At 67.6% G+C, this 24759-nt stretch carries 27 protein-coding genes and 1 tRNA gene; 6 read left to right on the top strand and 22 right to left on the bottom strand.

Features of this window, described 5'->3' with window-relative positions; all coding sequences use genetic code 11:
• Nucleotides 1-11 precede the first annotated feature (11 nt).
• The 14 genes from nuoL to WB794_RS03380 form a co-directional block, all read right to left on the bottom strand.
• Nucleotides 12-2054 (bottom strand): NADH-quinone oxidoreductase subunit L, encoded by a 2043-nt coding sequence (gene nuoL / locus WB794_RS03315; protein ID WP_337334421.1) that lies wholly within the window; start codon nt 2052-2054, stop codon nt 12-14.
• A 51-nt stretch (nt 2055-2105) separates the two neighbouring features.
• Nucleotides 2106-2411, bottom strand: a complete 306-nt coding sequence (gene nuoK / locus WB794_RS03320) for an NADH-quinone oxidoreductase subunit NuoK (protein WP_337334422.1) — start codon at nt 2409-2411, stop codon at nt 2106-2108.
• Nucleotides 2408-3022 carry an NADH-quinone oxidoreductase subunit J gene (locus WB794_RS03325; protein ID WP_337334423.1) on the bottom strand — a complete coding sequence of 205 codons (615 nt, stop codon included), beginning with the start codon at nt 3020-3022 and terminating at the stop codon, nt 2408-2410. Before WB794_RS03325 ends, nuoK begins: the two co-directional genes overlap by 4 nt.
• 10 nt (nt 3023-3032) lie before the next feature.
• On the bottom strand, nt 3033-3521 hold the full coding sequence (gene nuoI / locus WB794_RS03330) for an NADH-quinone oxidoreductase subunit NuoI (protein ID WP_337334424.1): 489 nt from the start codon (nt 3519-3521) through the stop codon (nt 3033-3035).
• A 12-nt stretch (nt 3522-3533) separates the two neighbouring features.
• Nucleotides 3534-4613 (bottom strand): NADH-quinone oxidoreductase subunit NuoH, encoded by a 1080-nt coding sequence (gene nuoH / locus WB794_RS03335; protein WP_415926634.1) that lies wholly within the window; start codon nt 4611-4613, stop codon nt 3534-3536.
• A gap of 2 nt (nt 4614-4615) precedes the next feature.
• The gene (gene nuoG, locus WB794_RS03340; RefSeq protein ID WP_337334425.1) at nt 4616-6943 is read right to left on the bottom strand and encodes an NADH-quinone oxidoreductase subunit NuoG; all 2328 of its coding nucleotides are present in this window, start codon (nt 6941-6943) and stop codon (nt 4616-4618) included.
• Nucleotides 6940-8250, bottom strand: coding sequence for an NADH-quinone oxidoreductase subunit NuoF (nuoF, locus tag WB794_RS03345; RefSeq protein WP_337334426.1), 1311 nt, complete (start codon nt 8248-8250; stop codon nt 6940-6942). The genes nuoG and nuoF overlap by 4 nt, the downstream gene beginning before the upstream one ends.
• A gap of 75 nt (nt 8251-8325) precedes the next feature.
• Nucleotides 8326-8853, bottom strand: a complete 528-nt coding sequence (gene nuoE / locus WB794_RS03350; protein ID WP_337334427.1) for an NADH-quinone oxidoreductase subunit NuoE — start codon at nt 8851-8853, stop codon at nt 8326-8328.
• 145 nt (nt 8854-8998) lie between these two features.
• Nucleotides 8999-10252 carry an NADH-quinone oxidoreductase subunit D gene (locus tag WB794_RS03355; RefSeq protein WP_337334428.1) on the bottom strand — a complete coding sequence of 418 codons (1254 nt, stop codon included), beginning with the start codon at nt 10250-10252 and terminating at the stop codon, nt 8999-9001.
• Nucleotides 10253-10255: 3 nt separating this feature from the next.
• The gene (locus tag WB794_RS03360; protein WP_337334429.1) at nt 10256-10999 is read right to left on the bottom strand and encodes an NADH-quinone oxidoreductase subunit C; all 744 of its coding nucleotides are present in this window, start codon (nt 10997-10999) and stop codon (nt 10256-10258) included.
• 37 nt (nt 11000-11036) lie between these two features.
• Nucleotides 11037-11579, bottom strand: coding sequence for a NuoB/complex I 20 kDa subunit family protein (locus tag WB794_RS03365; protein WP_337334430.1), 543 nt, complete (start codon nt 11577-11579; stop codon nt 11037-11039).
• A gap of 4 nt (nt 11580-11583) precedes the next feature.
• Complete coding sequence (locus WB794_RS03370) at nt 11584-11940, bottom strand: NADH-quinone oxidoreductase subunit A (protein WP_337334491.1); 357 nt, start codon at nt 11938-11940, stop codon at nt 11584-11586.
• Between the two features lie 336 nt (nt 11941-12276).
• Nucleotides 12277-13161 carry a M48 family metallopeptidase gene (locus tag WB794_RS03375; protein WP_337334431.1) on the bottom strand — a complete coding sequence of 295 codons (885 nt, stop codon included), beginning with the start codon at nt 13159-13161 and terminating at the stop codon, nt 12277-12279.
• Between the two features lie 71 nt (nt 13162-13232).
• Nucleotides 13233-15080 carry an SUMF1/EgtB/PvdO family nonheme iron enzyme gene (locus WB794_RS03380; protein ID WP_337334432.1) on the bottom strand — a complete coding sequence of 616 codons (1848 nt, stop codon included), beginning with the start codon at nt 15078-15080 and terminating at the stop codon, nt 13233-13235.
• 171 nt (nt 15081-15251) lie between these two features.
• Here WB794_RS03380 and rnd point away from each other — a divergent pair, with 171 nt between their 5' ends.
• The gene (gene rnd / locus WB794_RS03385) at nt 15252-16331 is read left to right on the top strand and encodes a ribonuclease D (protein WP_337334433.1); all 1080 of its coding nucleotides are present in this window, start codon (nt 15252-15254) and stop codon (nt 16329-16331) included.
• Nucleotides 16332-16599: 268 nt separating this feature from the next.
• Here rnd and WB794_RS03390 read toward each other — a convergent pair whose 3' ends face one another.
• The 3 genes from WB794_RS03390 to WB794_RS03400 form a co-directional block, all read right to left on the bottom strand.
• Nucleotides 16600-16854, bottom strand: a complete 255-nt coding sequence (locus WB794_RS03390) for a type I restriction-modification system subunit M N-terminal domain-containing protein (RefSeq protein WP_337334434.1) — start codon at nt 16852-16854, stop codon at nt 16600-16602.
• Nucleotides 16855-17017: 163 nt separating this feature from the next.
• On the bottom strand, nt 17018-18655 hold the full coding sequence (locus WB794_RS03395; RefSeq protein WP_337334435.1) for an ATP-binding protein: 1638 nt from the start codon (nt 18653-18655) through the stop codon (nt 17018-17020).
• Nucleotides 18656-18677: 22 nt separating this feature from the next.
• Nucleotides 18678-18884 (bottom strand): helix-turn-helix domain-containing protein, encoded by a 207-nt coding sequence (locus WB794_RS03400; RefSeq protein ID WP_337334436.1) that lies wholly within the window; start codon nt 18882-18884, stop codon nt 18678-18680.
• A gap of 110 nt (nt 18885-18994) precedes the next feature.
• Here WB794_RS03400 and WB794_RS03405 point away from each other — a divergent pair, with 110 nt between their 5' ends.
• From WB794_RS03405 to WB794_RS03415, 3 genes are all read left to right on the top strand, one after another.
• Nucleotides 18995-19141, top strand: a complete 147-nt coding sequence (locus WB794_RS03405; protein WP_337334437.1) for a hypothetical protein — start codon at nt 18995-18997, stop codon at nt 19139-19141.
• 317 nt (nt 19142-19458) lie between these two features.
• Nucleotides 19459-19611, top strand: coding sequence for a hypothetical protein (locus WB794_RS03410; protein WP_337334438.1), 153 nt, complete (start codon nt 19459-19461; stop codon nt 19609-19611).
• 241 nt (nt 19612-19852) lie between these two features.
• Nucleotides 19853-19929 (top strand) — tRNA-Arg (locus tag WB794_RS03415).
• A 270-nt stretch (nt 19930-20199) separates the two neighbouring features.
• On the opposite strand, the gene WB794_RS03420 is transcribed toward WB794_RS03415, so the two are convergent.
• The gene (locus WB794_RS03420; RefSeq protein WP_337334439.1) at nt 20200-20988 is read right to left on the bottom strand and encodes a tRNA threonylcarbamoyladenosine dehydratase; all 789 of its coding nucleotides are present in this window, start codon (nt 20986-20988) and stop codon (nt 20200-20202) included.
• Between the two features lie 116 nt (nt 20989-21104).
• On the opposite strand from WB794_RS03420, the gene WB794_RS03425 reads away from it, so the two are divergent.
• Nucleotides 21105-21521, top strand: a complete 417-nt coding sequence (locus WB794_RS03425; RefSeq protein ID WP_337334440.1) for a cytochrome c — start codon at nt 21105-21107, stop codon at nt 21519-21521.
• Between the two features lie 109 nt (nt 21522-21630).
• On the top strand, nt 21631-22083 hold the full coding sequence (locus WB794_RS03430) for a glycine zipper 2TM domain-containing protein (RefSeq protein WP_337334441.1): 453 nt from the start codon (nt 21631-21633) through the stop codon (nt 22081-22083).
• Nucleotides 22084-22137: 54 nt separating this feature from the next.
• Here the strand turns inward: WB794_RS03430 and truD are convergent, their stop codons facing one another.
• Genes truD through ftsB form a run of 4 tightly spaced genes read right to left on the bottom strand, consistent with a single transcriptional unit; the run spans nt 22138 to nt 24749 of the window.
• Entirely contained in the window at nt 22138-23229 is a 1092-nt protein-coding gene (gene truD / locus WB794_RS03435) for a tRNA pseudouridine(13) synthase TruD (RefSeq protein ID WP_337334442.1), read from the bottom strand.
• On the bottom strand, nt 23222-23734 hold the full coding sequence (ispF, locus tag WB794_RS03440; RefSeq protein WP_337334443.1) for a 2-C-methyl-D-erythritol 2,4-cyclodiphosphate synthase: 513 nt from the start codon (nt 23732-23734) through the stop codon (nt 23222-23224). Before ispF ends, truD begins: the two co-directional genes overlap by 8 nt.
• The gene (ispD, locus tag WB794_RS03445; RefSeq protein WP_337334444.1) at nt 23731-24450 is read right to left on the bottom strand and encodes a 2-C-methyl-D-erythritol 4-phosphate cytidylyltransferase; all 720 of its coding nucleotides are present in this window, start codon (nt 24448-24450) and stop codon (nt 23731-23733) included. Before ispD ends, ispF begins: the two co-directional genes overlap by 4 nt.
• Nucleotides 24447-24749 (bottom strand): cell division protein FtsB, encoded by a 303-nt coding sequence (ftsB, locus tag WB794_RS03450; protein ID WP_337334445.1) that lies wholly within the window; start codon nt 24747-24749, stop codon nt 24447-24449. Before ftsB ends, ispD begins: the two co-directional genes overlap by 4 nt.
• Nucleotides 24750-24759: the final 10 nt, after the last annotated feature.

Here is a 24759-nt window from a genome sequence, read left to right on the forward strand (position 1 = left end):
CGGAATGCGTGTCAGCGAATCGCCACGATCAGCCCGCCCAGAAGGGCGATCAGGCCGACGATCATGACAAACGCGTAGTGGTACAGGCGCCCGGTCTGGGCCACCCGGATGATTCCCGCGACCCGGTCCACCAGGGCGACCGAGCCGTTCACGATCACGCCGTCGATCAGGCCGGCGTCCAGGTGCTTCCAGAGCCTCTGCCCGAGGCGCACGCTGCCGCCCGCCAGGCCCTTGATCCACAGATCGTCGAATCCGTATTTGTTTTCCAGGACGCGCACCGGCCATGCCGCCGCGCTGCGGATGCGGTCGGCCAGCGACGGGTTGAACAGGTAGATGTACGTGGTCAGCGCGAAGCCGGCGAAGGCCAGCCAGAACACCGGCGAGGCGATGAAGTGCAGGCCGAACCCGACCGCGGCCGACACCCAGCCGTGCTCGTCGTGCCAGATGGCCTGCGCCACGGCAGCCAGAGTGTCGTGTTCGGGCAGGACGCGGATGGCACCGGCAAAGAAGTCGCCGAACAGCATCGGTCCGACGGTGAAGAAGCCGATGCCGAGCGAGGCGATGGCCAGGAGGACCAGCGGCATCGTCACCACCGCGGGCGACTCGTGCGGCTCGTGCGCGTGGGTGTCGTGCCCCTCGTGCACGTCATGGCCGGCGTGCGCCTCGTGCACCTCGCGGAAGCGCTCGGGGCCGAAGAAGGTCAAGTACAGCAGGCGGAAGCTGTAGACGCTGGTGACGAACACGCCCAGCAGCACCGCCCAGTAGGCGTACATCTGCACCCAGCCGCCCTGCCCGGCCGCCGCCTGCGCCGCGAGGATGATGGAATCCTTGGAGAAGTAGCCGGAGAAGAACGGCGTGCCCACCAGCGCGAGCGTGCCGATCCACATGGTGATGTGGGTGATGGGCATGTACTTGCGCAGGCCGCCCATGCGGCGCATGTCCTGCTGGTGGTGCATGCCAATGATGACCGAGCCGGCCCCCAGGAACAGCAGCGCCTTGAAGAAGGCGTGGGTCATCAGGTGGAAGATCGCGGCCGAGTAGGCCGACACGCCCAGCGCCACGGTCATGTAGCCCAGCTGCGACAGCGTGGAATAGGCCACCACGCGCTTGATGTCGTTCTGCACGATGCCGATCAGGCCGGTGAAGAAGGCGGTGGTCGCACCGATGAAGAGCACGAAGGCCAGCGCGGTTTCCGACAGCTCGTAGATCGGCGACATGCGCGCGACCATGAAGATGCCGGCGGTGACCATCGTGGCGGCATGGATCAGTGCGGAAATGGGTGTCGGGCCTTCCATCGAATCGGGCAGCCAGACGTGCAGCGGCACCTGCGCGCTCTTGCCCATGGCCCCGATGAACAACCAGATGCCGATGAAGGTGGGGATCGACCAACTCGCACCGGCCCACGGCTCGAAGCTCTTGCCGTCGATCAGGTGGGTGTTGGCGAACACCTCGGCGTAATCCAGGCTGCCGCACCAGTAGAACACCGCGGCGATACCGATCAGGAAGCCGAAGTCGCCCACGCGGTTGACCAGGAAGGCCTTGAGGTTGGCGAACGCCGCCGACGGGCGCGGGAACCAGAAGCCGATCAGCAGGTACGAGGCCAGGCCCACCGCTTCCCAGCCGAAGAACAGCTGCATGAAGTTGTTGCTCATCACCAGCATCAGCATCGAGAAGGTGAAGAACGAGATGTAGGCGAAGAAGCGCGTATAGCCCGGATCGTCGCGCATGTAGCCGATGGTGTAGACGTGCACCAGCAGCGAGACGAAGGTGACCACCACCATCATCATCGCGGTGAGCGAGTCGATCATGAAGCCGACGTGGGCGGAAAAGTTGCCGACCTCGTAGAAGGTGTAGACGTTGGCGTTGTATGGGTCCGCGCCGCCGGCAACCAGCGCATACAGCACTTTGATCGAGAGCGCGCAGGACAGCGCCACGCCCAGGATCGCGATCCAGTGCGAGGCCGCGCGCCCGAGGCGTCCGCCGAAGAAACCGACGATGACGGCACCGACGAGCGGGGCAAGCGCGATGGTCAACAGGGTGTTTGGGGTAATCACGGAATGCGTTCCATCACTGGTCGTGGTTGGCGGTGCGGCGCATCGGCGTCGTCAGCCCTTCAACGAATCGATCTGATCCACGTTGATCGTGCCGCGGTTGCGGAACAGGACCACGAGGATCGCCAGACCGATGGCGGTTTCGGCCGCCGCCACGGTCAGCACGAAAAAGACGAAAACCTGCCCGGACGCATCGCCGAGGAAGCGCGAGAAGGCTACGAGGTTGACGTTCACCGCCAGCAGCATCAGCTCCACGCAGAGCAGCAGGACGATGACGTTCTTGCGGTTTATGAAGATGCCCGCGACGCTGATGGCGAACAGCAGCGCGCCAAGCGTGAGGTAGTGGCCGAGCGAGATCATGGCTTGGGCTCCTTGACGACGGCATCCATCTTGACCATGCGCAGGCGGTCGGCCTTGCGCACCTGCACCTGCAGCGCGGGATCCTGATGCTTGGCCCCCGGCCGCCGGCGCAGGGTCAGCGCGATGGCGGCGATGATCGCCACCGTCAGCACCACGGCGGCCACCTCGAAGGGCAGGACGTAGTCGCGAAAGAGCGCGTTCCCGAGCCATTCGACGTTGTGCATGCCGGCCGCGAGCGCCGGATCGGGCGAATCGATCACCTGCCCGAAGCGCCTGAGGCCGATCAGGGCGAGCATTTCCGCCACCATGATGACGGCCACCAGCACCGCCACCGGCAGGTGCCGGGCGAAACCCTCGCGCAGCGGATCGAGGTTGACGTCGAGCATCATCACCACGAACAGGAACAGCACCATCACCGCGCCGACGTAGACCAGAACCAGCGCGATCGCGAGGAACTCGGCCTCCAGCAGCAGCCACAGGCAGGCGGTGGAAAAGAAGGTCAGCACCAGGCACAGCACGGCGTGGACCGGATTGCGCACGGTGATGACGGCCAGCGCGGCCAGCGTGGTCACCAGCGCGAAGGCGTAGAAGATGGCCAGTTGCACGGTCATGCGTCGGTCCTCAGCGGTAAGGGGCGTCGAGCCGGCGACGCTCGGCGATTTCCGGCTCCAGCCGGTCGCCGATGGCCAGGAGCTGCGGCTTGGTGACCACGTTCTCGCCGCGCTCTTCGAAGTGGTATTCGTGGATGTGGGTCAGCACGATCGAATCGACCGGGCAGCTTTCCTCGCAGAAGCCGCAGAAGATGCACTTGAACAGGTCGATCTCGTAGGCCGTGGTGCGCCGGGTACCGTCCTCGCGCGGGGCCGAGTCGATGGTGATGGCCAGCGCCGGGCACACCGCCTCGCACAGCTTGCAGGCGATGCAGCGTTCCTCGCCATTGGGATAGCGGCGCAGCGCGTGCAGGCCGCGGAAGCGCGGCGACTGCGGGATCTTCTCTTCCGGGTAATGCACCGTGTACTTGGGCCGGAAGAAATACCTGGTCGTGAGCCACAGCCCCTGGAACAGCTCGATGAGCATCAGGCTCTTGACGTAGGACACCATGCGATTCATGCGATCAGCTCCTTACACGCCGGCCTTGATCCAGCCCAGGTGGACCATCCACGCGGCCACGAGGATCCAGACGATCGTGATGGGAATGAATACCTTCCAGCCCAGGCGCATGATCTGGTCGTAGCGGTAGCGCGGGAAGGTCGCGCGGAACCACACGAAGCAGAACGCGAAAAACAGCGCCTTGGCGAACAGCCACCAGATGCCGGGCATGCCCAGCACGCCCCACGACGCCGGAAACGGCGACAGCCAGCCGCCCATGAACAGGATCGCGCTCAGGAAGCTGATCAGGATCATGTTGGCGTATTCGGCCAGGAAGAACATCGCGAACATCGCGCCGGAATACTCGACGTGGAAGCCGGCCACGATTTCCGACTCGCCCTCGGCCACGTCGAACGGCAGGCGGTTGGTTTCGGCCACGCCGGAAACGACGTAGATGACGAACAGCGGCAGCAGCGGCAGCCAGAACCAGTCGAGCAGGCCCGCACTGCCCTGCTGGGCCCGCACGATCTCCGAGAGGTTCATGCTGCCGGCGGCCACCATCACCCCGACCAGGGCGAAGCCCATGGCGATCTCGTAGCTGACCACCTGTGCGGCGGAGCGCATCGCCCCGAGCATCGCGTACTTGGAGTTGGACGCCCAGCCGGCCAGGATGACGCCGTACACGCCCAGCGAGGTCATCGAGAGCAGGTACAGCAGGCCCGCGTTGGCATCGGACAGCGCCACCGCGTCCTCGAACGGCACCACTGCCCAGGCCGCGAACGCGGGTGCCAGGGTGAGGATCGGCGCTACGCGATACAGGAAGACGTTCGCATTGGTGGGCGTGATGACTTCCTTGAGCAGCAGCTTGAAGGTGTCGGCGAAGGGCTGGATCAGGCCGATGCCGAAGACCTTGCCGATGTAGACCGGGCCTTGCCGTACGTGCATCCAGCCGATGATCTTGCGCTCGAACAAGGTGTAGAAGGCGACCGCGATGATCAGCGGCACCGCGACTGCGAGGATCTTGATCATCGTCCACAGCAGCAGGCCGAAGGTGCCGAAGTTCAGGAAGAACTCGCGCACAAGGCCGATGGGTTGGCTCAGAAGTTCGAACACGCTCAGGCCCTCGTCACCGTCAGCGACGCGCCCGTGCCCGCGATCGGGGCCGTAGCGGCGTAACCTTTTTCGATCCATGCCGCGCCGCGCGGGACGCGAACGCTGATTTCCACCGGCAGCGCGGCCTTGCCGCGACCGTCGTCGATCCGCGCCATGGCATCTGTTTCCAGACCCAGCGCCGCGGCGTCCTCGGGATTGAGCATCAGGCGCGCGCCGCGCGCCAGCGGATGCGCCTGCAGCGGCGCGGCGCGGCGCAGCACCGCGTCCGTTCCGTAAATGGCGCGCGTGGCAACGCACTCCAGGCCCTGGACGGATACCGCGGCGCGCGGTGCCAGGGCGCTGCCCGACGCGGCCGTCCCGGGCGTCATGCGCTCGCGCCACTGCGCCAGCTCGATGAAGTCGAATCCCGCAACGCCCATGCGCTCGCCCAGCGCGCGCAGCGCGCGCCAGCCGGCCTGCGCTTCGCCGGGCAGCTTCGCGGCGGCGACGGTCGTCTGCACCAGGCCGTCGGCGTTGGTGAAGCTGGCCTCGATCTCGGGCGCAAGCCCGATCGGCAGCATCACCTGGGCCATGTTGCGCATGGTTTCGTCGGCAAAGGCGGTGAAGGCCACCACCCGGCCCTGCGACAGTGCGCGCAGCGCGGTCGGGGTGTCGGCAAAGTCGTGCTCGGGCTCGATGCCGTACAGCACCCAGGCCTTGCGCGGCTGCGCCAGCATCTGGGCGGCATTGCGCGCCGTGGGCAATGCGCCGGCACGCGCCAGCCCCACGGCATTGGCACCGACCGGTACGGCGTCGAGCCGGGCTCCGGTCGCTGCCGACAGCGCCCCGGCCGCGGCGCGAAGCCAGGAGGCCTGCGGATGGGTGGCGGCCGATTCGCCCAGCAGGATCAGCGCGCGCTGCGCGCCGCGCAGCAGGTCGGCGATCGCCTGCGCCTCGCCCGCGGCGATCGCTTCCGAGCCGATCCCGCCCGGCAGGCTTGCCCCCGCCGCCTTGCAAATGCCCAGCAGCGCATCCACCAGCGCCGAAGGGCGCACGATGTGGCGATGCGCCAGGTCGAAGTTGAGATCGAAATCGACCGGGTTGATCGCGACCACCTTCGCGCCGCCGTTGCGCCAGGCCTTGCGCACGCGGTGGCCGAGGAGCGGGGCCTCGTGGCGCGGGTTGCAGCCGACCAGCACGATCACGTCGGCCTTCTCGATCCCGGCCAGCGGCATCTGGAACGGCTCGGCCACCGGCGCGTCGGACAGATCGGCGAGCGCGATGCGGTGGTCGAGGTTGCCGCAGCCGATGCCGGCGGCCAGCGCCGCGAGCAGCGATCCCTCCTCGTTGGAGGTGGCCGGGTGCATCAGCACGCCGACCTCGTCGCCCGGCTGGGCCGTGATGATTTCGGCGGCGCGCGCCAGCGCCTCGTCCCAGCCAGCCTCGCGCCAGGCGTCGCCTTCGCGCACCATCGGCACGGTGAGGCGATCGGGCGCGCCGAGGCCGGCGTGGCTGTAGCGGTCGCGATCGGAAAGCCAATTCTCGTTGATCGCCTCGTTCTCGCGCGGCACCGCGCGCAGCACTTCGCCGCGGCGAAGGTGCAGCCAGAGGTTGGAACCAAGCGCATCGTGGTAGCCCAGCGACTCGCGCGCGGTCAGCTCCCAGGGGCGGGCGCGGAAGCGGAAGGGCTTGTTGGTGAGCGCGCCCACCGGGCAGACATCGATCACGTTGCCGGAAAGCTCGGTCTCCAGCGCGCGGCCCACGTAGGTGCCGATCACCGAGCGATCGCCGCGGCTCATCACGCCCAGCTCGTAGCTGCCGGCGATTTCCGAGGTGACGCGCACGCAGCGGGTGCAGTGGATGCAGCGCGTCATGTCGGAAGCCACCAGCGGCCCCAGATCCTCGTCGGGCACGGTGCGCTTGCGCTCGATGAAGCGGCCGACCGAGCGGCCGTAGCCCATGGCCAGATCCTGCAGCTCGCACTCGCCGCCCTGGTCGCAGACCGGGCAGTCGAGCGGATGGTTGATCAGCAGGAACTCCATGGTGTTGCGCTGCGAATCGAGCGCGCGCTTGGACTGGGTGTAGACCTTCATCCCGTCCATCACCGGCGTCGCGCAGGCGGGCGCGGGTTTGGGGGATTTTTCCACATCCACCAGGCACATGCGGCAGCTCGCCGCGATCGAGAGCTTGTCGTGGTAGCAGAAGCGCGGGATCGGGATGCCGGCCTTGTCGGCGGCCTGGATGATCATCGACCCCTTCGGCGCGACCAGTGCGACGCCGTCGATCTCGATGTTGACGAAGCCTTCCGGCGCGGGCGCGGGTGCGGCAGGCTGGCTGGGCTGAGTGCTCATGCGGTGGCTCCCGCCTTGTCGTCCAGCATGGAGCGACCGTGCGTGGCGTAGTATTCGAATTCGTGCCAGTAGTGGCGCAGGAAGCCCTGCACCGGCCAGGCGGCGGCCTCGCCGAAGGCGCAGATGGTGTGGCCTTCGATCTGGCCTGCGACCGAGCGCAGGAGGTTCACGTCGTCGAGCGTGGCGCGGCCTTCGACGATGCGGGTGAGCGAGCGGAACATCCAGCCCGTGCCCTCGCGGCAGGGCGTGCACTGGCCGCACGACTCCTGGTGATAGAAGCGTGCGATGCGGTGGCAGGCGCGCACCATGCAGGTGGTTTCGTCCATCACGATGACCGCACCCGAACCCAAACCGGAACCGGCCTTCTGGATCGAGTCGTAGTCCATCGTGCATTCGAGCATCTTGTCGCCCGGCAGCACCGGCATCGAAGAGCCGCCGGGAATGACACCCTTGAGACGATGGCCGTTGCGCACCCCGCCCGCCATTTCCAGCAGTTCGGAAAACGGCGTACCCAGGCGGATCTCGTAGTTGCCGGGCCGGTTGACGTGGCCGGAGACGGAGAACACCTTGGCACCGCCGTTGTTCGGCTTGCCCAGCTCGAGGAACCATTCCGGGCCATTGCGGATGATCGCCGGCACCGAGGCATAGGTTTCGGTGTTGTTGATCGTGGTGGGCTTGCCGTAGAGGCCGAAGTTGGCCGGGAACGGCGGCTTGAAGCGCGGCCAGCCCTTCTTGCCTTCGAGCGACTCCATCAGCGCGGTTTCCTCGCCGCAGATGTAGGCGCCGGCACCGAGCGCGTTGTGGATGTCGATGTCGACACCCGAGCCGAGGATGTCGCGGCCCAGCCAACCGTGCCTGTAGGCTTCCGCCAGCGCCTCCTCGATGTGCTCGTAGGGCTCGTGGTGGAACTCGCCACGCATGTAGTTGTAGGCCACGCGGGTGTTGGTGGCATAGCAGGCGATGGCGAGGCCCTCCAGCACCGCGTGCGGGTTGTAGCGCAGGATGTCGCGGTCCTTGCAGGTGCCCGGCTCGGATTCGTCCGAGTTGCACAGGATGTACTTCTCGCCGTCGTGCCTGGGCATGAAGCTCCACTTCAGCCCGGTCGGAAAGCCTGCGCCGCCGCGGCCGCGCAGGCCCGAGCGCTTGACCATCTCGATGACGTCGGCCGGCGGAATCTTCTCGGTCAGCAGCTTGCGCAGCGCCTGGTAGCCGCCGGTCTTGAGATAGTTTTCATACGACCACGGCCTGTCGAAATGCAGGGTGGTGTAGACGATGTTGTGTTCCTGAGGCACGGGTCCAACTGCCATGACCGTTCCGATCCATCCTTGCCGCGGCACTGCCGGGGCGATTCATCCATGCCGTGCGGCGGGGCCGCGCGGCGCTTATTTCAGGGCGTCGAGTATCTCGTCCATCTTCTGCGGCGTGAGCTTCTCGTGGTAATGCCCGTTGACCGTCGCCGCCGGCGCGCCGCAGCAGGCCGCGATGCACTCTTCTTCCTTCTTGAGGTAGATGCGTCCGTCCGCGGTGCTCTCGCCCAGCTTGATCCCGAGCTTGTTCTCGCAGTAGCGCGCGATGTCTTCGGCACCGTTGAGCCAGCACGAGATGTTGGTGCACAGCGCCACGTTGTTGCGCCCCACCGGCCGGATTTCCAGCATGGTGTAGAAGCTCGCCACCTCGTAGGCCTGGATCGGCGGGATGCCGATGTACTTCGCCACCGCCGCGATCAGCGCATCGGTCAGGAAGCCCTCGTTCTGCTGCTGCGCCGCGATCAGGCCCTGGATCGTCGCCGAACGGCGCCGGTCGGCCGGGAACTTCGCCAGCCACAGGTCGATCGTGGCACGGGTCGCGTTCGTCAGCGCCTTGAGCGGGTCGATGTCCTTGACCGCTTCGAAATTGCCGGTTGCTTTCATGCTCTTGGCCCGGGATTGGGGATTGGAGATTGGGGATCTGCATGAGCCGGGGCGCAGTGGGCGGGCGGCTTTCCGATGCCAACGCCCACGCGGCGGTCGGGGGCCGCCTCTGCGAATCCCGAATCCCGAATCCCGCATCCCCGCCTCATCGGTCTATCTCCCCGAACACCACGTCGTAGGTGCCGATCATGGCGACGACGTCGGAAAGCATGTGGCCGCGGACGACTTCGTCCATGGAGGACAGGTGGGCGAAGCCGGGGGCGCGCAGCTTGACGCGGAACGGCTTGTTGGCACCGTCGGAGATCAGGTAGCAGCCGAACTCGCCCTTGGGCGCTTCGACCGCGGCGTAGGTCTCGCCTTCGGGCACGACGTAGCCTTCGGTGAAGAGCTTGAAGTGGTGGATGAGCGCTTCCATGTCGCGCTTCATTTCCTCGCGCTGCGGCGGGGCGACCTTGAAGTCGCGCACGATCACCGGGCCTTCCAGCGTGCGCAGCTTCGCCACGCACTGCTTGATGATCCGTGCCGATTCACGCATCTCGGCGACGCGCACCACGTAACGGTCGTAGCAGTCGCCATTCACGCCCACCGGGATGTCGAAGTCGACTTCGGCATACTTGGCATAGGGCTGCTTCTTGCGCAGGTCCCAGGCCACGCCCGAGGCGCGCAGCATCGGGCCGGTCATGCCCCAGGCCAAGGCCTTCTCCGGCGGCACCACGCCGATGCCGACAGTGCGCTGCTTCCAGATGCGGTTGTCGGTGAGGAGCGTCTCGTATTCGTCGACCCGGTGCGGGAAGTCGTCGGCGAAGGCGTCGAGGAAATCCAGCATCGAGCCCTCGCGCCACGCATTCAGACGCTTGAGGTCGGCCCCCTTGTGCCAGGGCGTTTCCCGGTATTTGGGCATCTGATCCGGCAGGTCGCGGTAGACGCCGCCGGGGCGGTAGTAGGCCGCATGCATGCGCGCGCCGGAAACGGCCTCGTAGACGTCCATCAGCTCTTCGCGCTCGCGGAACGCATAGAGCATCACCGCCATTGCGCCAAGATCCAGGCCGTTGGATCCGATCCACATCAGATGATTGAGGATGCGCGTGATCTCGTCGAACATCGTGCGGATCCACTGCCCGCGCTCCGGCACCTCGATGCCCAGCAGGTTCTCGATGGCGCGCACGTAGGCGTGCTCGTTGCACATCATCGAGACGTAGTCGAGGCGGTCCATGTAGCCGATCGAGTGGTTGAACGGCTTGGATTCGGCCAGCTTCTCGGTACCGCGGTGCAGGAGGCCGACGTGCGGATCGGCGCGCCGCACCGTTTCGCCATCCATCTCCAGCACCAGGCGCAACACGCCGTGCGCGGCCGGATGCTGCGGGCCGAAGTTCAGGGAATAGCTGCGGATATCCTGCATGGCTTACTTTCCTGCCGCCTGACCAGCGGCTTCGGAGCGGGCCTGCTCGCGGCGCGAATCGTGTCGCACCACGCGCGGCACGGTGACGCGCGGTTCGATCGTCACGGGCTGATAGATGACCCGCCCCTGTTCGGCGTCGTAGCGCACCTCTACGTTGCCGATCAGCGGGAAGTCCTTGCGGAACGGATGGCCGACGAACCCGTAGTCGGTCAGGATGCGCCGCAGGTCCGGATGGCCCTCGTAGACGATGCCGAAGAGGTCGAAAGCCTCGCGCTCGAACCAGTTCGCCACCGGCCACAGGTTGATCACCGAAGGCACCACCGGCAGGCCGTCGTCCGGTGCGAAACAGCGCACGCGCAGGCGGCGGTTGTGGTGCACCGACTGCAGGTGGAGCACCGAGGCGAAGCGGCGTGCGACAAGGCCGGGCTGCGGGCGATCCGCCCAGTCGAAACGGCCGGCGCCCTCGCCTTCGACGCCGCGCGAGAATCCTTCGCCGCTGGCGTCCTCGGTGTCCCACTCGACCTGGCCATAGCTCAGGTAGTCGACGCCGCAGACATCGATGAGCTGCTCGAATCGGAACGCGGCCTCATCGCGCAGCGCGCGCGCCACCTCAAGCATGTGCTCTGGCGCGACCACCAGGGTGATTTCCGCGGTCGCGACCTCGTAGTCATGCACGATGCACTCGGCGATCCTGTCGCCGAAGCGGTCGCGCAGCTGTTGGGCTAGGGTGTTTTCTGGCTCGGCCATGGACCGCGTGCCTTCCTTGCAGGGATGTCGGTTGCGCTCAGCGCGCGATGGTGTTGGTGCGGCGGATCTTCTTCTGCAGCTGCAGGATGCCGTGGGTGAGCGCCTCGGCCGTGGGCGGGCAGCCCGGCACGTAGACATCCACCGGCACCACCCGGTCGCAGCCGCGAACCACCGCATAGGAGTAGTGGTAATAGCCGCCGCCGTTGGCGCACGAACCCATCGAGATCACCCACTTGGGCTCGGTCATCTGGTCGTAGACCTTGCGCAGCGCCGGGGCCATCTTGTTGACCAGGGTACCGGCCACGATCATCACGTCGGACTGGCGCGGGCTGGGGCGGTAGATCACGCCCATGCGGTCCACGTCGATGCGCGAAGTGCTGGCGTGCATCATTTCCACCGCGCAGCAGGCGAGGCCGAAGGTCACCGGCCACATCGAGCCGGTGCGCGCCCAGTTGATCAGGGCGTCGACCGACGTCGTGGCAAAGCCGCGCTCGATGAGCGGATTCTCGCCGTCCGGGCGCAGGATGTCGTCGACGCGACCCAGCGGCTCGGGATTGTTGAAGAATTGCGCGATGCTCATGGCTTCACTCCCACTCCAGCGCGCCTTTCTTCCACTCGTAGATGAATCCCACGACGAGGATGGCGAGGAAAACGGTCATCGCGATGATGGCGGGCGTCCCGATACTCTTGAACACCACCGCCCAGGGAAAAAGGAAAGCGATTTCCAGATCGAAGACGATGAACAGGATCGCGATCAGGTAATAGCGCACGTCGAAGCGCCCGCGGGCATCCTCGAAGGCTTCGAATCCGCACTCGTAGGGCGAGAGCTTCTCCGCACCGGGGCGCTTGGGCCCGAGCAGGTTTCCCATGACCAGGAGGGTGATGCCGATGCCCGTGGCCACGATCAGGAACAGCAGGATTGGTAGATACTCGCCCAGCACGTCAGCCTCTACTCGATCAGCGTTGCGGGCCATCCCGCAACCGACACACCGCGCATGCGCGGCGGCGCTTCACGCGACGAACGGCGTACCAGCCCGAGGCGCGTCCGGTGGTCGGCGCGGCAATTCGTGCTGGCATCGCGCGGTGGAAAGCGCCTTGCGCCCCCCGCCTCGTCCGGCTCGCGGCCCGTCGGTGCCTGCTGCAATGCAGAAATGCGCCGTTCGAGCCGCAAGATTGTCGCATGCCCCGTCCGAGAGCGGCAACACGAGCCGAGTCGCGAAGGTGGAAAACGGCTCAGCCGAAGCGGCCCGCGCCGCCCGTTCGGACGCCAATGGGAATCACTTGCCGCAAAACGCCGCGCGGATTTCCAGCGCCTGCGGCATGAGGCGCTCCAGGTGCGCGATCCGGGTGCTGCCGCTGGGGTGGGTCGACATGAACTCGGGCGGTGCCTGCCCGGCGCTCGCCTGCCCCATCCGTTCCCACAGCCCGATCGCTTCGCGCGGGTCGTAGCACGCGGCCGCCGCGAGCATCAGCCCCACCTCATCGGCCTCGCTCTCGTGGTCGCGCGAGAACGGCAGCAGCACGCCGTACTGGGCACCTGCGCCCATCACCGCCATCACCGCCTTCTGCTGCTGGGTGTCCATGTCGCTGATCGCCACGCCGGCCGCCATCGAGCCCAGGTTCACCAGCTTGTTCTGCGCCATGCGCTCGGCGCTGTGGCGCAGCAGCGCATGGGCGATTTCGTGCCCCATGATCGCCGCCAGCGCGCTGTCATTGCCGGCAATGGGCAGGATGCCGGTATAGACCGCGATCTTGCCGCCGGGCAGGCAGAAGGCGTTGGCCTGCTCGGACTGGATCAGGCTCACCTGCCAGTCGTACGCATCCCACGCGATCGAGGGCTTGGCGTTGCGTGCGGCCGCCAGCGTGGCCTCGACCCTGGGGCCGACGGCCACGAGCCGCTCGGCGATCTGCTTGACCTGCGCCGGTGCCTGGCCCTGGGTCAGCACGCGCGACTGCGAGAGGATCTCGCGGTAGGCCTGCAGCCCCAGCGCGGCCTCTTCCTGGACGCTGGAGTCGATGAGCTGGGCGCGTCCGGTGAACGCCGCCTCCTGCTGGTTGGAGAACCAGTACCAGGCCGCGTACAGGCCGAACAGGAGGATCACCCACCAGCGGACTCCGCCGCGCCGGCGCGGAGTGGAGGAACGGGAGTTGAGCGTGTTCATTGCCTTCTCCGGAAGTGGGAACGGCAGGGTGCCAGACGCCCCTTGCCCGAGCATCGTACGGCGGCGGAACCCTATTCGGAAGCGTCGAAAAGCTCGCGCGCCACGCGAAAACCGACGCGCGCGCTGGTGGTGGCCGTTGGTGCGCGCAACCGGAAGGCCGAACGCGCCTGGTCAGGCGCGCTGGCCCAGGACGCGCCGCGAATCACGCGCTCCCTGCAGCCGGGATTGACCCAGGCCGAGCCGTCGCGCGGGGCGCGGGCGTAGCTTTCGTGCCAGCAGTCGGCGACCCACTCGGACAGGTTGCCGTTCATGTCGCTCAGGCCAAAGGCGTTGACCGCAAAGCTCGCCACCGGTGCCGGCCCCCAGAATCCGTCGCCGTAGCCGGCGAACGCATTGCTCCAGCGCCGCCCCGAGCTGGACACATCGCGCGCACCGGTCAGATTTTCCACGCCCGGCGGCGGGCCGTCGTCGCCCCAGGGATAGCGCGAGGTGCTGCCGGCGCGCAGCGCGTATTCGACCTCCGCCTCGCTCGGCAGGCGATAGCCGTGGCCGGTCTGCGCCGCCAGCCATGCGGCATAGGCGGCCGCATCGCTCCAAGACACATGCATCACCGGCTGGTCGCCGGATGCCGGGTGACCGACGTAGTCATCGCGCCAGGTCACGCCGCGCTTTTCGATCAGTGCGCCGCTGCGCTCGTCATAAACGGTGGAGCGCTTCGCTTTCTCGGCCGAGCTGCGATACCCGGTCGCCTCGACGAAGGCACGGAACTGCGCCACCGTCGTTTCCGTCCGCGCCAGCGCGAAACCGCGGGCGAAGCCGACCTGATGGCGGGGGGCCTCGGCCGCGGGCCGGTCCGGTTCACCACGCGGGCTTCCCATCTGGAAGCCGCCTGCCGGAATCACGACCATGCCCGGACCCGATCCACCATCGGCCAACGGATCAACCAGCAGCCGCCCCGGCGCGTGCATCCCGTACAGCCGGACGCGCTCGATGCCGGCGCGCGCCCACGCCATGTCGCGCTCGTCCTGCGAAACCGACTCCAGGCCGGCGAGCAGGCCCGTGGCCGTCATCGCATCGCCGGCCGCCAGCGCCCCCGCAATCCGGGTGCGCCAGCGCGCGATCGCACGTTCGCGCATCTCGGTGACGCGCGCGGCCGAATCCTGCACGGCCGCGGTGCCGGGAATCACCCGGGACGCCTCGACGAGGCGCTCTTCGGCCTCGGAAAACGCCTCGCGCTGCGCCGCCGCGACCGCCTCATCCAGCAGCTCGCCCTGCAGCGATTCCAGCGCGAGGCGCGTGCGCGGGTGGTCCGGATCGAGCCGCCTGGCTTCCTGAAGTTTCGCCAGGGCGCTGTCTTCCGGCGCAAGCCGGCGGCCCTGCGAGCGCAGCGCGTCCGCCTGCATCAGCAGGCTGTCGATGCGACGCGCCTGCGCCAGACGCGCCGCGAGTGCGACCACTTCGGGATCGGCCCCGTCCCAGAGCTGCAGCGCCGGCAGCACGGCTTGCGCCGGAGCAATGCTTCCGTGCGCGAACCCCAGGGTGGCCCATTCGATCGATTGCGCCCTGGCGCGATCAGCCAGTTCGGCCAGTTCGAGCGCATCATCGGATTCGCCGCCCCGCCCGCGCAGGTTCGCCAGCAAGCGCAAGGCGCGCGCCGCCTGCTGCGGCGAGCCGGAATCCAGCCAGCGATCGACGCGCCCGGCAACGGATTCGGTGGAGGCCAGATCGGCCTCGGCTTCCGGATCCCGCGCCTGCGGCGGATCGGGCGGCGTCACAGCAGCATCGGGCATGGCGGCGTCGGCAGTGGCCGGCTGCGGGGTGCCGACCGGCACCACAGCCTGCGGTGCGGCAGGCACCGCACCGTCCGGCGCAGTTGCGGGCTCGCCGCCGCCGCACGCCGCCAGCAGCGCAAGGCACACTCCTGTCGCCCATCGCGGTCTTGCCGCCATCGAACCCCTCGCCTGTCGCCTGCACGGATGCCGAAACCCACGCGGAACCGGCTGCGTGACGGTAGTGGAGCGCGCGATTGCCGGCAAGTCGCCCCGCGCATCGGCTATCGTTCCGCCTTCCTCCGCGTCCGCAGCCTTTCCATGAGCCATTGGGTTTCCGATTCAAGCCAGCTCGACGACCTCGCCCACGCCATCGATGCCGCACCGGTGGCGCTGGACACCGAGTTCATCCGCGAGCGTACCTACTACCCGAAGCTCGCGCTGGTACAGATGCGCTCCGCGCGCGGCGAAGAAGCCCTCGTCGATCCGGTCGCGCTCAGCGAGGCCGGCGCGCTGCGCGCGGTGCTGGAAGGCCCGGTGCTCAAGCTCATGCACAGCCCGAGTGAGGATCTGCAGGCGCTGCTGCGCGGCTGGGGCGTCATCGCGACACCGCTGTTCGACACCCAGCTCGCCGCCGCCCTCACCGGCCTGGGCGCGGGCAAAAGCTATCAGGCGCTGGTCGAACAGCTGCTCGGCGTGCATCTGGAGAAGGGAGAAACCCGCTCCGACTGGCTGCAGCGGCCCCTGACGGCCTCGCAGCAGCACTATGCCGCCGAGGACGTGCGCCACCTTCACGCCCTGCACGAACGCCTGGACCACCGTCTGGCCGAACTTGGCCGCAGCGACTGGCTGCGGCAGGACTGCGACCGCATGGTGCAGACCGCGCGCGAGGACGGACGCGATCCGCAGCCGCACCTGTCCTCGCGCAGCGCCCAGCGCATGGACCGCGAAGCGCAGATGCGCCTGCGCCGCCTGCTGCTCTGGCGCGACCAGGTGGCGCGCAGCCGCGATCTTCCGCGCGGCTGGGTCGTGGACAACGAACTGGTGGTGCTGCTGGCCTCGCGCCCGCTTTCGCGCAGCCGGTTCGACACCCTGCTCGACCAGCATCCGCGCGCGCCGCGCCGCAGCCGCGATGCGCTGTGGGAAGCGCTGTCGCGCCCGCCATCCGAAGACGAACACGACATCCCGCTCGCGGTCGCGCCGGATCCCGCGCTGCGCGCGCCGCTGAAGGCCATGCAGGCCGTCGTCGCCCACCACGCCGCCGATCTCGATATCCCCGAAGGCGTGCTGTGCGCCAAGCGCCATCTGGAATACCTGCTCGCCAACCGCACCTGGCCCGAGGCGCTGGACGGCTGGCGCGCAGACATCCTGAAGCAGGAACTCATGGCGCGCCTGCCCTGACCGGGAGGGTGGACATTCTCGACGACGCCCTGCCCAACGAAGTCCGCAGCCATCCGCATGAACCCGCGCAAACACGCGGGAACTGTCGCTATCGGACGGGAAAAAGCCCCAACTGAGAACAGTTGGGACTTCAGTATTTGGTGGCGGACGGTTGACCAAGTGCCGACTGGCCTCCCGAGCTTATGAGCGCTGCAGCGGGTTGCTGCGGGCACCAGATCAGCTTTCCGCAAGGCTGACCACAGCCGGCAAGATCAACTCGCCCTATGGGTCAGCCCAGCGACTTGCCGTCCTCGTCCTTCGCGAGGTTGTTCAGGATGGCATCGATATTGGGGATGCCCTTGCTGCTCAGCTCGGCATAGCGCCTGAGTACGGCTTCCTTGCTCGGCGCGAGAACGGCATCGAAGCGGCGCAGCACCGTGAGCGGCAGCATGACGCGCTCGTACTGCGGCGGGCGATACGGCCCGCGCAGCAGGTCGGCGACGGACCAGATGAAATTGGCGAGTTGTTGGAAGTTGGCGCTCATGGGTGCGTCCTGAAAGTCGAGAGGTTCGCTTGCGCGGCTATCGCCCACGGCGCACCGTCGTTGGTCGATAGAACGCTTTGAATCCTGGGGGAGGCGTCGGCGTATTGCCCACCCTCTATCGCCCAGCTATCGCCGATACGGCGCAGGTTGTCCGATAGCCGGGTCATGCCACCGCCCAGTACCGCCGCCAGCGGTAGTTGCCCTCGAAGCGAACGGCACCGCGCTCGATCAACTCTTCCAGCGCTCGCTTGACTTGCTTCGGGTGAATCTCACCGCCAACGCGCTTGTGGATGTCGCTGATCGCAGATTCGGGGTAGCGCCGCAGGTCTTCAAGCACCAGCGCTGCCAGGCGGTGCGGCTCGATGCGCTTGAGGGTGGTCTCGCCGGTGAACTTGAGGCTGCGCAGCAGGCCCGGATCAACAAAATAGCGCGTAGCCTGGGTGCGGCCGGCGCTCTGCACCAGATGCCAGTCCAGCAGGCGTTTCAGCCAGGGCTGGAGTGCCTCGACCGATGGCAGCTCAAGGGTGGTCGCCAACTCGCGCGCAGTGAGTGCGTCGTGCTGGGCCAGCAAGCCCAAGGCAATGCGCTCGCGTTGGGTGAGCTGGTAGGTCTGGTCAGCCTTGGCGATGAAGTCGATGACCTCCGGTTTGAGGATGCGGCGACGCACCGTGACCTGAACGCGGTCGTGGGTCTCGATCAGCTCCGGCGCCGGGCGGCCTTGCGACAACAGCACCTCGAAAATCTTGTCGAAACCACTGCCTTCGCGCTCCATCAGCTTCAGGTCGTGAAAGAGCCGGGCCAGGTGCTCGTTGCGGCGCACGGTGGTGTGCAGAACATTCTGCGGCGTGACACCCAGTGGCAGTGGGCCGGGGTTGACCACCTCCAGCCGGTCCGGGTGCAGATTCAGGAAGATGTCGCCGCGCTGGGTGTACGGGCGGTGCACCAGGGCGTTGACCAGGAGTTCACGCACGACGATTTCATCGAAAGCAGGCACGTTCTGGCGATACAGGCCATCGGGTAGTTCATAGCGCTCGCGGAAGTCGGGCACCTCCAGCCAGACCGCCTCGATCAGCTCCGTCGGGCTCTGCGTGTGGTCGTCCCACACCAGCTTGTTGACCTTCTGGCCGTGCTCGTCATATTTGATGAACTGGATGACCGGTGCCGTGGTCAGTTGGGCGCGGTGATGCTGTCGGCCCAGGCAAAGCACGCCCAGATTGGTGAGGGACTGCCCCTGCGCGAGCTGATAGTGTTCGAGCAGCTCGTCGTCGGACTTTTCCTTCACCGAAGCCTTGACGCGATCGGATGCGCGCAAAGCTCGCAGCAATTTGTCGCTCTTGCCGCCATCTACCTCGCCGCGCGGAACATGCAGGGTGGTCTGCGTCTCCCAGGGCAGCGCAGAACGCTCACTGGCCAGCCGCATCACGTCGTCGCCCGTGACGGGCTTGCTCTGGTCGGCCACGCGCAGGAAGTAGCGTCCATCGGTGGTAGACGCCACCGCCAGCGAGCGAGGAACGCGCAACTCGATGTACTGGCCACCGTTCGGGGCGGTGACCACATCAGGCAGCACCGTCACGTTGACGGTGCGCTCGGCCAGCTTGCGCCGAACGGTGTCGGGCAGATCGGCAGGGATGTGTTGACCAGCTGGCGGAGCATCCTGCCCCTCCTCGACACCCAGCAGCAGACGACCGCCCGTCGCATTGGCAAAGGCGATGCAATCTTTGGCGATTTCGTTCCAGTCTGCCGTCTTGCCGGTCACTGCCCGCAAGGACTTCTGATCGAGGAGTTGTCCTTCCAGGCTCACGCGATCCTTTCCCTGCTGCGATTCAATTCTGTTCGTCCCCGCGCTCCGGCTCGTCGTCGGCCCCACCCGCGCGCACCCATTCATCGACCTCTGAAATCTGGAATTTCCAGAGCCGGCCGATCTTGTGTGCGGGCAGGCCTTTGCGCTCTCGCCAGCGGTAGACGGTGTCCTTCACGACGCCCAGATGCTGGGCAACTTCGCTTGCGGTGACCCACGGTTCGGCATTCATGGCATTGGTACGTCGACGTACCTCAGAGTCGTCTTAAATCATCATAAGTCTAACAAGCAGCGGCTTCACGGGCCAAACCTACAGCCGCGACTTGCGCCGGCAATGAAGGCTTGCCCGCACCGCAGATCGAGGTGGCGGTGGTGGCCCAGATCCGCACGGTGCTGACCATCCCGAAGCCCATCGCATCGGTGTTGCGCCAGATCCAACGTAACGGTGGGCAGGTCGACGAGGCCATCACAGTGATGGCGGTGGGATGACTCAACGACGTGTGGGATCAGTTGTTCCCGGTCGAGTGCCACCGCAGAGCCAACCTGATGATCGAGCGCATCGACCTCGTCCACGTTGGCGAGGTGCAGGGCATCAAAGTGAAGTGGCGGGACCCTGCGCGCGGGGCGACCAGGTGCGGGGGCTCGCACCACCCGGGTGAGCGCGTCGCGCACAGCGCCAGCAACCGCCCGTGGGCGGTTTTTTGTGGCCGCGCAGCGCTCGATCGCCACCGCTACAGGAGTTGTCAACCACAACCGACCGCCTCTAACCCCGCGCCAGTAAAGGAAATGGACTGGAGAACGCTCGCGTGACCACCAAAGAAAACGGAGAACAGAGAGGCGTCGTCGGGGGCGAAAACGGCGACTTTGCAGGGGTGGCGCTCGCGAGGCCATGCCCGAAATCCGCGCCAACACTGGCGGGAACGGGCGAAAAAAACCAACCGAGAATAGCGAAGAAATGACCGCCGGCTGGAGGTTGCCGTCGGCCGCACCCGGCACCGGCTCCGTCACACATTCCGCGCACACCTGATGATGGCCGGCGCACCCCTGCGGCGAGTACAATTGCCGGCCGGGTACTCTGACTGCAAGGCCACGGAAGCCTGCGCGCATCTCGCTCCGGAAGGTGCCGCTGGTGCCGTCGCAAAGCCAGGATTCTGACGCAAAACTGCACACCCAATCGACAAACAACCCGCAAAGCCTTACGGCCCCGTAGCTCAGCTGGATAGAGCGTCCCCCTCCTAAGGGGAAGGTCACACGTTCGAATCGTGTCGGGGTCGCCAATGACGCCGGTCTTTTGCGGCTTCATTGTCGCGAACCGCACGCGCGCGGGACACTTTTGGCACAGTGATTCACGCGCCGGGCAGGCAATGCGCTTCCCGCGAGACGCGCGCCACGGGCACCGCGCCGCAAGACTCTCAACGTCAGCCGCCGTCATCCCGGCAAAAGCCGGGATCCCTCTCGAACTTCGCAACAAAGCGCAATGGATTCCGGCTTTCGCCGGAGTGACTAATTTGATGTTTCAGCTTGCGCTGAGGGCATTGCACCGCCGCTCAATCACGCGCCGACAGCAGCCGATCCAGCACCCGCGCCACCGCCGCGAAGGCGAACGCACCAGTGACGTGCGTGGCCGCGCCCAGGCCGCCGCCGCAGTCGAGTTTCATCGATGCATCGGCGTCGCCCTGCGGGCGCAGGCCGCAGACGCTGCCGTCAGGCTGCGGGTAGCGCACGTTTTCCAGCGAGAACACCGCGGGAATGCCGAAACTGCGCTTGGGATTGGAAGGGAAGCCGAACTCGGTGCGCAGCTTGCGGCGGATCAGCGCCAGCATGGCGTCGTGTTCGGTGCGCGACAGGTCGCGGATCAGGATTTTCGTGGGATCGATCCGACCGCCGGCCGAGCCGACGGTCACCAGCGGGATCTTGCGGCGGCGACAGAAGGCGATGGTTTCGACCTTGGTGCGGAAGCTGTCGCAGGCATCGAGCACGATGTCGACGCCCTCGCCCAGCAGCGGCTCCATGGTGTCGGTCGTGAGGAAGCGCGCCACCGGCTCCAGGGAAATGCCCGGATTGATGGCGCGCAGGCGCTCGGCCATGGCCTCGACCTTGAGGCGGCCGTACTGGCCATCGAGCGCGGGCAGCTGGCGGTTGGTGTTGGACAGGCACAGGTCGTCGGCGTCGACCAGGCGAATATGGCCGACGCCGCTGCGCGCCAGCGCTTCCACCGCCCAGGAACCCACGCCGCCGATTCCGACCACGGCCACGCGCGCGGCGGCAAGACGCGTGAGGGTGCCGGTGCCGTAGAGTCGGTCGATGCCGGCGAAGCGTGCGTGGATGTCACTCATGGGGTGGCGGGTGAAGCCGTGCGAGCCGCGCATGATACGGCGCAGCCGCCTGCAGCGGCTGGATTTTGTCCGGCCCAATGCAGACAATGCCAGCCTTTCCGCCAGAGATGACCCGCATGAAGTCCATCGTCCTTTTCCTCGTCGGCCTGTTCATCGGCGCATTCGCCACCGTCGCGGGCATCAGCGCACTGCGCCAGGGCACGCCCTACAACGATGCGGTGATGTCTGTCCTCGGCCAGCAGATGGGGGCGTTCAAGGGCATGGGTGAAAGCGGCAAGTGCGACATGCCCGACGTGCTGCGCCGACTGACGCTGATGCAGGCGGTGGCCGGCGAGGTGGACGCGGCCTTCCTGCCGGTGGGTGACGATGCGAAGTTCAGCCAGCTTTCGCGCGACCTGGGCGACGCACTTTCCAAGGCCAGCGCCACGGTGGCCGGACAGCTCGCCGCATCCACCGCCAGCTGCGAAACGCTGGCCCAGGTGATGCCCGACGTCGGCGGCACCTGCAAGGGCTGTCACGATGTGTTCCGCTGACTGGCGGGTACCTGAACGGGCTCCCTGGCCGACAGCCCCGCGTTCAGCCGACGCCGCTTAGTGTCATCCCGTCACGGCACGCGGGGTGCCGATCCGATGGAGGTGGACAATGCGCCTGCGCTTTCTCTTCGCACTGATTCCCGCCCTGATGCTGGCCGCCTGCGCCGCGCCCGGTGGCTACTACTCGGGTCAGCGCGGCTACGGTCCGCCGCAGGACGGCTACGCGCGCTGCCACGACTGCGGCGTGGTGGAAAAGATCGACCGGGTCTACGGCGAACGCGGCTCGTCGGGCGGTGGCGCGATTCTGGGCGGGATCATCGGCGGCATCGTCGGCAACCAGATCGGCAGCGGCAGCGGCCGTGCGGCGGCGACCGCGGCCGGGGCCATCGCAGGCGGGATGGTCGGCAACAACGCCGAGCGCAACGCCAGCTCCGCACCCTGGTACGAGCTCTACATCCGAATGGACGACGGCCGACGCATCGTGGTCAGCCAGCGCGACCTCAACGGCGTGCGTGAAGGCGCGTACATCCACATCAGCAACGGTCGCGCCTACCTGCGGTAACCGCGTGGCCGGTCCGGACCCGTGGCCGGGCCGGACGCAGCGCCCGGCCCGCGCTCACGTCCCGGGGCGGGATCCATCGCGCATCGCGCCCAGCGCATCGAGCACCGCCGTGGCATAGCTGCCGGCAGGCAGTTCGAAGGCGAGCGACAGCACATCGCCGTCGATCGACCACGCCAGCGCGCGCACCGGCAGGCGCAGCGCACGGCGCTCCTGCTTGAGCCCGGCACCCGCAAGCCCCGATGCGAGCTGCGGATCGGCGGCGGCGACCGCGTCTTCGATGGCGCGCACCGCCTCGCTGCTGCGCGGCTCGCCCGCGCCCCAGAGCGCGCCGGTGGGATGGATGTCGAACGCGGCCAGCCGGGCGTCGAGTGCCTCGTCATCGGCCTGCGGAACGAACACGCTGTGGCTGCCGTCGAGCATGAACACCTCGCCCGGCAGGGCGCGATCCCAGGCCGCCTGGCGAATGCGCTCGTCCAGGATGCGGTTGAACAGCTCCGAGCGCGCGGAAGAGATCAGGATCGAACGCTTCTCGCGCGCGAACCGCTTCCCCGCGAACAGTTCGCGCGCGGCACCAAGATTGCCGCCGTCGCGGCCGAAGCGCTGTTCGCCGAAGCGGTTGGGCACGCCGCGCGCCGCGATCTGCGTCAGGCGCTGCGCGATGGCATCGGGTACTCCGCGCACCTCGCGCACGCGCAGCCGAAACCGATTGCCGCGCAGCGCCCCGCGCGGCAGCTTGCGCGCGTGGCGACTGGCGGCGAGCACGGCAACGCCCTCGATCGCGAGCGATTCCAGCGCCGGAGCCTCACGCCCGGGCAGGTGCACGGTGAAGGCCTGGCGGGTGAGCGCATGGCGATCCTTCAGGCCGGCATAGCCGACCGCGTGCTCGGGCACACCCGCCCAGCGCGCCAGCTGCTGCGCCACCCAGACCGTATTCGCACCGCGCTTTTCCAGCGTGAGGAACAGGTGCTCGCCCTGCCCCGTCGGCTCGAAACCGAGCATCTCCTCGACGACGAAATCCTCCGGTGCGCTGCGGATGGTCCCGGTCAGCACCGCCGGGCCGAGGGCCTGCGGGCGCGTGCCGTCGCCGGCAGTCGCAGGCGGGGAGGCGTCCGCCTCGAATTCACCGGCATCCACGCGCTCAGCCACCCGCGCTGTCCGCGCATCCATCGGCGCGCGCCAGCAGCACCACCGCCTGCGCCGCGATGCCTTCGCCGCGTCCGGTGAAACCGAGCGTTTCCGACGTGGTGGCCTTGACGCTGACTGCGCCGGCATCGACGCCCAGATCGGCCGCCAGCCGTTCACGCATGGTGCCGATGTGCAGCAGCAGCTTCGGACGTTCACAGATCACCACGGCGTCGACGTTGCCCACCTGCCAGCCGCGCGCGTGGATCAGCGCGGCGACGGCGCGCAGCAGCTCGCGGCTGTCGACGCCGGCCCAGCGCGGGTCGCCGGGCGGGAAATGGCGACCGATGTCGCCCAGCGCCAGCGCGCCCAGCAGCGCATCGCAGAGCGCGTGGATCAGCACGTCGCCATCGGAATGCGCCACGAGGCCGTACTCGTGCGGAATCTTCACGCCGCCGATGACGACATGGTCGCCGGGGCCGAAGGCGTGGACATCGAAGCCGATGCCGCTGCGGAAGGGAAGGTTCATGGCTTGGGCTCCAGGGCGCGTCGCGCCAGCAGAAATTCGGCCAGCGCGAAATCGCGCGGGGTGGTGACCTTGATGTTGTCGGCGGCACCTTCGATCAAGGCCGGGCGGAATCCGGCGCGCTCCATCGCCATGGCCTCGTCGGTCACGGTCACGCCCGCCGCCTTCGCCGCGCGCAGCGCCTGCGCGAGCGCGTCGCGCGGAAAGCACTGCGGGGTCGACGCGCGCCACAGCCCGGCGCGCGGCACGGTGGCGCCGACGCGCCCGTCGGCGTCGGCACGCTTCAGCGTATCGGCCAGCGGCACCGCGAGCAGCGCGCCCTGCGGTGCCTCACCGTCGAGCAGCGCGTCGAGATCGCGGTGCGAGAGGCACGGCCGCGCGGCGTCATGCACGAGCACGAAGTCGGTGCCAGCAATCTTCCCGGGAAGTGCATCGAGTCCGGCCAGCACCGAATCGGCGCGCTCAGCCCCGCCGATGGCGGTGCGTACCGGCTTGCCTTCCAGCTCGCGCCAGCCGGGCCAATGCACGTCGTTGGCGGCCAGCACCACCACGAGCCCGGCGATGCGCGGGTGCGCGGCCAGCGCGCGCAGGGTGTGTTCGATCATCGGTCGACCGAGCAGGGGCTGGTACTGCTTGGGCAGCTCGCCCCCCGCGCGCGCGCCACGCCCGGCAGCCGGGACGACGGCCCAAACGCCACTGCGCGCGGTGCCGGCAATCATCGCTGCGGCCTGCCGTCGACCGGCGCAGGTTCGATGACGCGGTAGAAGGTTTCCCCCGGCTTGATCAGGCCCAACTCGGCGCGCGCCCGCTCTTCCAGCGCCGCCTTGCCTTCCCGCAAGTCCTCCACCTCGGCCTGGAGCACGGCATTGCGCTGCTCCAGTTCGGCATTTTCCCGCGCCTGAGCCTCCACCCTGGCGCGCAGCGCCTCCACCTCGCGCACGCCGCCGCTGCCGACCCAGTACTTGAGCTGGAACCAGGCGATCAAGAGCAGCAGCAACGCGGCAATCACGCGCCCCATGGAGGTGACG

Origin of the sequence: Denitratimonas tolerans (assembly GCF_037203605.1) — a bacterium.
Lineage (GTDB): Bacteria > Pseudomonadota > Gammaproteobacteria > Xanthomonadales > Xanthomonadaceae > Denitratimonas > Denitratimonas tolerans.

Bases quoted from the DNA above. Each gene is read 5' to 3' on its own strand.
- nuoK (WP_337334422.1), bottom strand. From the start codon at position 2,411: ATGATCTCGCTCGGCCACTACCTCACGCTTGGCGCGCTGCTGTTCGCC.
- WB794_RS03325 (WP_337334423.1), bottom strand. From the start codon at position 3,022: ATGACCGTGCAACTGGCCATCTTCTACGCCTTCGCGCTGGTGACCACG.
- nuoI (WP_337334424.1), bottom strand. From the start codon at position 3,521: ATGAATCGCATGGTGTCCTACGTCAAGAGCCTGATGCTCATCGAGCTG.
- nuoG (WP_337334425.1), bottom strand. From the start codon at position 6,943: ATGAGCACTCAGCCCAGCCAGCCTGCCGCACCCGCGCCCGCGCCGGAA.
- nuoF (WP_337334426.1), bottom strand. From the start codon at position 8,250: ATGGCAGTTGGACCCGTGCCTCAGGAACACAACATCGTCTACACCACC.
- nuoE (WP_337334427.1), bottom strand. From the start codon at position 8,853: ATGAAAGCAACCGGCAATTTCGAAGCGGTCAAGGACATCGACCCGCTC.
- WB794_RS03355 (WP_337334428.1), bottom strand. From the start codon at position 10,252: ATGCAGGATATCCGCAGCTATTCCCTGAACTTCGGCCCGCAGCATCCG.
- WB794_RS03360 (WP_337334429.1), bottom strand. From the start codon at position 10,999: ATGGCCGAGCCAGAAAACACCCTAGCCCAACAGCTGCGCGACCGCTTC.
- WB794_RS03365 (WP_337334430.1), bottom strand. From the start codon at position 11,579: ATGAGCATCGCGCAATTCTTCAACAATCCCGAGCCGCTGGGTCGCGTC.
- WB794_RS03375 (WP_337334431.1), bottom strand. From the start codon at position 13,161: ATGAACACGCTCAACTCCCGTTCCTCCACTCCGCGCCGGCGCGGCGGA.
- rnd (WP_337334433.1), top strand. From the start codon at position 15,252: ATGAGCCATTGGGTTTCCGATTCAAGCCAGCTCGACGACCTCGCCCAC.
- WB794_RS03390 (WP_337334434.1), bottom strand. From the start codon at position 16,854: ATGAGCGCCAACTTCCAACAACTCGCCAATTTCATCTGGTCCGTCGCC.
- WB794_RS03400 (WP_337334436.1), bottom strand. From the start codon at position 18,884: ATGAATGCCGAACCGTGGGTCACCGCAAGCGAAGTTGCCCAGCATCTG.
- WB794_RS03420 (WP_337334439.1), bottom strand. From the start codon at position 20,988: ATGAGTGACATCCACGCACGCTTCGCCGGCATCGACCGACTCTACGGC.
- WB794_RS03425 (WP_337334440.1), top strand. From the start codon at position 21,105: ATGAAGTCCATCGTCCTTTTCCTCGTCGGCCTGTTCATCGGCGCATTC.
- WB794_RS03430 (WP_337334441.1), top strand. From the start codon at position 21,631: ATGCGCCTGCGCTTTCTCTTCGCACTGATTCCCGCCCTGATGCTGGCC.
- ispF (WP_337334443.1), bottom strand. From the start codon at position 23,734: ATGAACCTTCCCTTCCGCAGCGGCATCGGCTTCGATGTCCACGCCTTC.
- ispD (WP_337334444.1), bottom strand. From the start codon at position 24,450: ATGATTGCCGGCACCGCGCGCAGTGGCGTTTGGGCCGTCGTCCCGGCT.
- ftsB (WP_337334445.1), bottom strand. From the start codon at position 24,749: ATGGGGCGCGTGATTGCCGCGTTGCTGCTGCTCTTGATCGCCTGGTTC.